The organism is Streptomyces sp. NPDC059456, from assembly GCF_042750055.1.
Lineage (GTDB): Bacteria > Actinomycetota > Actinomycetes > Streptomycetales > Streptomycetaceae > Streptomyces.
Genome location: NZ_JBHYVA010000723.1, coordinates 1 through 4,253 on the forward strand (window position 1 = coordinate 1; position 4,253 = coordinate 4,253).

The 4,253-nt window shown below is 77.2% G+C and carries 1 protein-coding gene; it reads left to right on the forward strand.

Going from position 1 to position 4,253, the window contains the following annotated elements; genetic code table 11:
* Nucleotides 1-96: 96 nt before the first annotated feature.
* A partial coding sequence (locus ACFXA3_RS37155) for a beta-ketoacyl synthase N-terminal-like domain-containing protein (protein WP_385194722.1) occupies nucleotides 97-4,253 on the forward strand: 4,157 nt, incomplete at its 3' end.

Sequence of the window (4,253 nt, forward strand, 5' to 3'; positions counted from 1 at the left end):
CTGCGACCACCGTGATATACACTCTCTTTTGCGTCGGCAGCGTCTTTTGTTATTACCCGCCCGCTCCTGCGGCCCCGGCCCGTCGCCCAGGGCCCGATGACCCGGGTCAGCGACCAGGCCGCCTTCGCCGAGGCGGTGGCCGCCGCCGGCGGCGTCCCGTACCTGGCGCTCGCGGTGATGGAGGGGCCGGACGTACGCCGGCTGCTGGCCCGGACCGCCGAGCGGCTCGGGGACCGGCCCTGGGGCGTGGGCCTGCTCGGCTTCGCCCCGCCCGAGCTGCGGCGCGAGCAACTGGCGGCCGTGGCCGGCGTCAGGCCGCCGTACGCGATCATCGCCGGCGGCACCCCGGCGCAGGCGGCCCCGCTGGAGGCCGCGGGAACCCTGACCCATCTGCACGTGCCCTCGCCCGGCTTGCTGGAGCGGTATCTCGCCGAGGGGGCGCGGCGGTTCGTGTTCGAGGGGATGGAATGCGGCGGCCACGTCGGACCGCGCGCCTCGTTCCCACTGTGGGAGGAGCAGGTCGAGCTGCTGCTCGGCTGCCCCGAACCGGGCGCCCTGGACGTGCTGTTCGCGGGCGGCATCCACGACGCGCGCTCCGCCGCGATGGCGGTCGCGGCGGCCGCCCCGCTGGCCGAACGCGGTGCCCGGATCGGCGTACTGATGGGCACGGCCTATCTGTTCACCGAGGAGGCCGTGGCGGCCGGCGCGGTCACGCCCCGGTTCCAACGGGCGGCCGTGGACTGCTCGGAGACCGTGCTGCTGCACACCGCCCCGGGCCATGCCACGCGCTGCGCGGACACACCCTACGCCCGCACCTTCGAGGAGACCCGGCAGCGGCTCGTGCGGAGCGGGACCGAGCCGCGCGAGATGTGGGAGGAGCTGGAACGGCTGAACCTGGGACGGCTGCGGATCGCCAGCAAGGGACTGCGCCGCGGCGCGGCGGCGCTGGAGCCGGTCGACGAGGAACGGCAGTACGCGGACGGCCTGTTCATGCTGGGCCAGGCCGCCACGCTGCGCAGCGGCACCACGACGGTGGCCGCCCTGCACGCCCAGGTGACCGAGGCGGCCACGGAGCTGCTGGAGCGGCGGGCCGGCGAACTCGCCGTCCCCGGCCCCGGGGCGCCCGCCCCGGGCGGGGCCGACCCGCTCGACGTCGCCATCGTCGGGATGGCCTGCGCCTACCCGGGGGCACCCGACCTCCCCGCGTACTGGGCGCAGATCCTGGCCGGGGGCGACGCGGTGCGCGAGGTCCCGGCCGAGCGCTGGGACCCCGCGCTGTACTACGACACCGATCCGGCGCGGGCCGGCGAGCGGACCCCCTCGCGCTGGGGCGGCTTCCTGGACCCCGTCCCCTTCGACGCCCTCGCGCACGGCATCCCGCCGTCCTCACTGGCCGGGATCGAGCCGGTGCAGCTGCTGGCCCTGGAGATCTCGGCGCGGGCCCTCGGCGATGCCGGCTACGGCAGGGAGCGGGAGTTCGACCGTTCCCGGACCTCGGTGGTCTTCGGGGCGGAGGCCGGGACCGAACTGGCGGGCGCGTACGGGCTGCGGGCGCTGCACCCCGCCTACCTCGGGGAGCTGCCGCCCGCCCTGGACGAGCAGCTGCCCCGGCTGACCGAGGACTCCTTCCCCGGGATCCTCGCCAACGTGATCGCGGGCCGGGTGGCCAACCGGCTCGACCTCGGCGGCGCGAACTGCACGGTCGACGCCGCGTGCGCGTCCTCGCTCGCCGCCCTCGACCTGGCCTGCCGGCAACTGCGCGACGGGGACAGCGACATGGTGGTGTGCGGGGGCGCCGACGTCCACAACGGGATCAACGACTACCTGCTGTTCGCCTCGGTGCGCGCCCTGTCGCCCGGCGGTCGCTGCCGGCCCTTCGACGCCGCGGCCGACGGGATCGCGCTCGGCGAGGGAGTGGGCGCGCTGGTCCTGAAGCGACTGGCAGACGCGGAGCGGGACGGCGACCGCGTCTACGCGGTGATCAAGGCGGTGGGGGCGTCGAGCGACGGCCGCTCCCTCGGGCTGACGGCGCCGCGCCCGGAAGGCCAGCGGCGGGCCCTGGAGCGGGCCTATGCGCGGGCGGGCGTCTCCCCGCGCGAGGTGGGGCTGGTCGAGGCGCACGGCACGGGCACGGTCGTCGGCGACAGCACCGAACTCGGTGTGCTGAGCGAGGTGTTCACGGCCGCCGGAGCCGCGGTGGGTTCGTGTGCACTGGGCTCGGTGAAATCGCAGCTCGGGCACACCAAGTGCGCGGCGGGCCTGGCCGGGCTGATCAAGGCGGCCCGGGCGGTGCACGCGGGGGTCCGGCCGCCCACCCTGCACATCGACCGGCCGAACCCGGCCTGGCGGGCCGGCACCAGCCCCTTCGTCTTCGACACCGAGGCCCGGCCGTGGGCGGTGCCCCCGCAGCGGCGGATCGCCGGGGTGAGCGCGTTCGGCTTCGGCGGCACCAACTACCACGCCGTGCTGACCGGTTACGCGGGCGCCGAGGAGCCGGAGCAGGGCCGGGAGGACTGGCCCGCCGAACTGTTCTGCTTCCGCGGCGCGGACCGGCGGGCGGCGGGGCGGGCCATGGCCCGGCTCGCGGCCCGGCTGGAGGAGAACGACACCGCCGGACGGCCGTGGGCGCTGCGGGATCTGGCCGCCGAGGTGTGCGCCGACCGCGGCCCGGTCCGGGTGGCGGTCGTGGCCGGCGACCTGGACGAGCTCGCGGCCCGGCTGGAGCGGGCCCGGGCGTTCACCGCGGGCGAGGGGGTCCACGTACGGGAGGAGTCGGCGGACCCGGGCCGGATCGCGTTCCTGTTCCCCGGGCAGGGCAGCCAACACGTGCGCATGCTGGGCGAGTTGTACACGGCCTTCCCCGCGCTGCGGGGCCTGCTGGACGGGGCCCCCGCAGCGGTGGTCTCGGCGGTGTTCCCGCCAGCGGCCTTCACGGCGCAGGAGCGGGCGGCGCAGCGGGCGGCGGTCACCGACACCCGGGTGGCCCAGCCGGCCCTCGGCCTGGCGGGGGCGGCGGCCCATCTGCTGCTGGGGCGGCTGGGCGTGCGGCCGGACCACGTGGCCGGGCATTCGTACGGGGAGCTCACCGCCCTGTGGGCGGCGGGGGCGTACGACACGCAGAGCCTGCTGCGGCTGAGCGCGCGCCGCGCCGGGGCGATCCTCGCCGCGGCCGGGGACGACCCGGGTTCCATGGCGGCGGTGTCGGCCGCACCGGAGGAGATCCGCGAGATCGCCGTCCGCGCCGGATGCGTGGTGGCGAACCACAACGCCCCGGGCCAGTGCGCGATCTCGGGGCCGACGGCCGCGGTCACGCTGGCCGTGGAAGCGCTCCGCGCGGCGGGATTCACCGCGCAGCCCCTGCCGGTGGCCTGCGCGTTCCACAGTCCGGTGGTCGCCGGTGCGGCGGCCGCCCTGGCGGCGGAGCTGGCCGGGACGGCGGTGGCCGACGCGGCCGTCCCGGTCTGGTCGAACACGACGGCCGCCCCGTACCCGGCCGGTGCCGATGCCGTACGAGCGCTGCTGGCCCGCCAGGTCGCGGAGCCGGTCCGGTTCACGGACCAGGTGGAGGCCATGTACGCGGCCGGAGTACGGACGTTCGTGGAGGCGGGGCCCGGGCGGGTCCTCTCGGGCCTGGTGGCCCGGATCCTGCGCGACCGGCCGCACACCGTGGTCCCGGTGGACGTGCCGGGCGAGCACGGGCTGGTCCGGCTGGTCTCGGCGCTGGCCGAACTCGCCGCGGCCGGCGTGCCGGTCAGCCCGGAGGCGCTGTTCCGCGGGCGCACGGCCCGCCTCCCGGAGCGGGCCCCGCGCCGCCCCGGCTGGCTGGTGGACGGCCATCTGGTCCGCACCTCGGCGGGCACCCCGATCGCGGGCGGCCTCCAACCGCCCCGTCGCGTCCCGTCCCCCGTGCCGGACCCCGCCCCTGCGGCGACCGCGGCGCCGGGCACCGCACCGGCCGCTCCGCCCCTGCCGCCCGCCGCACCGCTGTCCGCCGTTCCTGCCGTGCCCGCCGTGCCCGCCGTGCCGGCCGTGCCTGCGGCCGAGCCCGGTGCCGGGCTGCCCGCGGCGCCTGATCCGTTCGCGGCACCTGCGGCCGGCGCCGCGTTCGATGCGGCGATGCAGGACCCGCGTCAGCAGGCGGTCCTGGAGTACCTGCGCGGCACCCGCGCGCTGATCGAGGCGCAACGGGACGTCCTGCTCGGATACTTGGAAGCCGTACCGGATCCGGCGGGACGCCGGATCCATGGGGACGG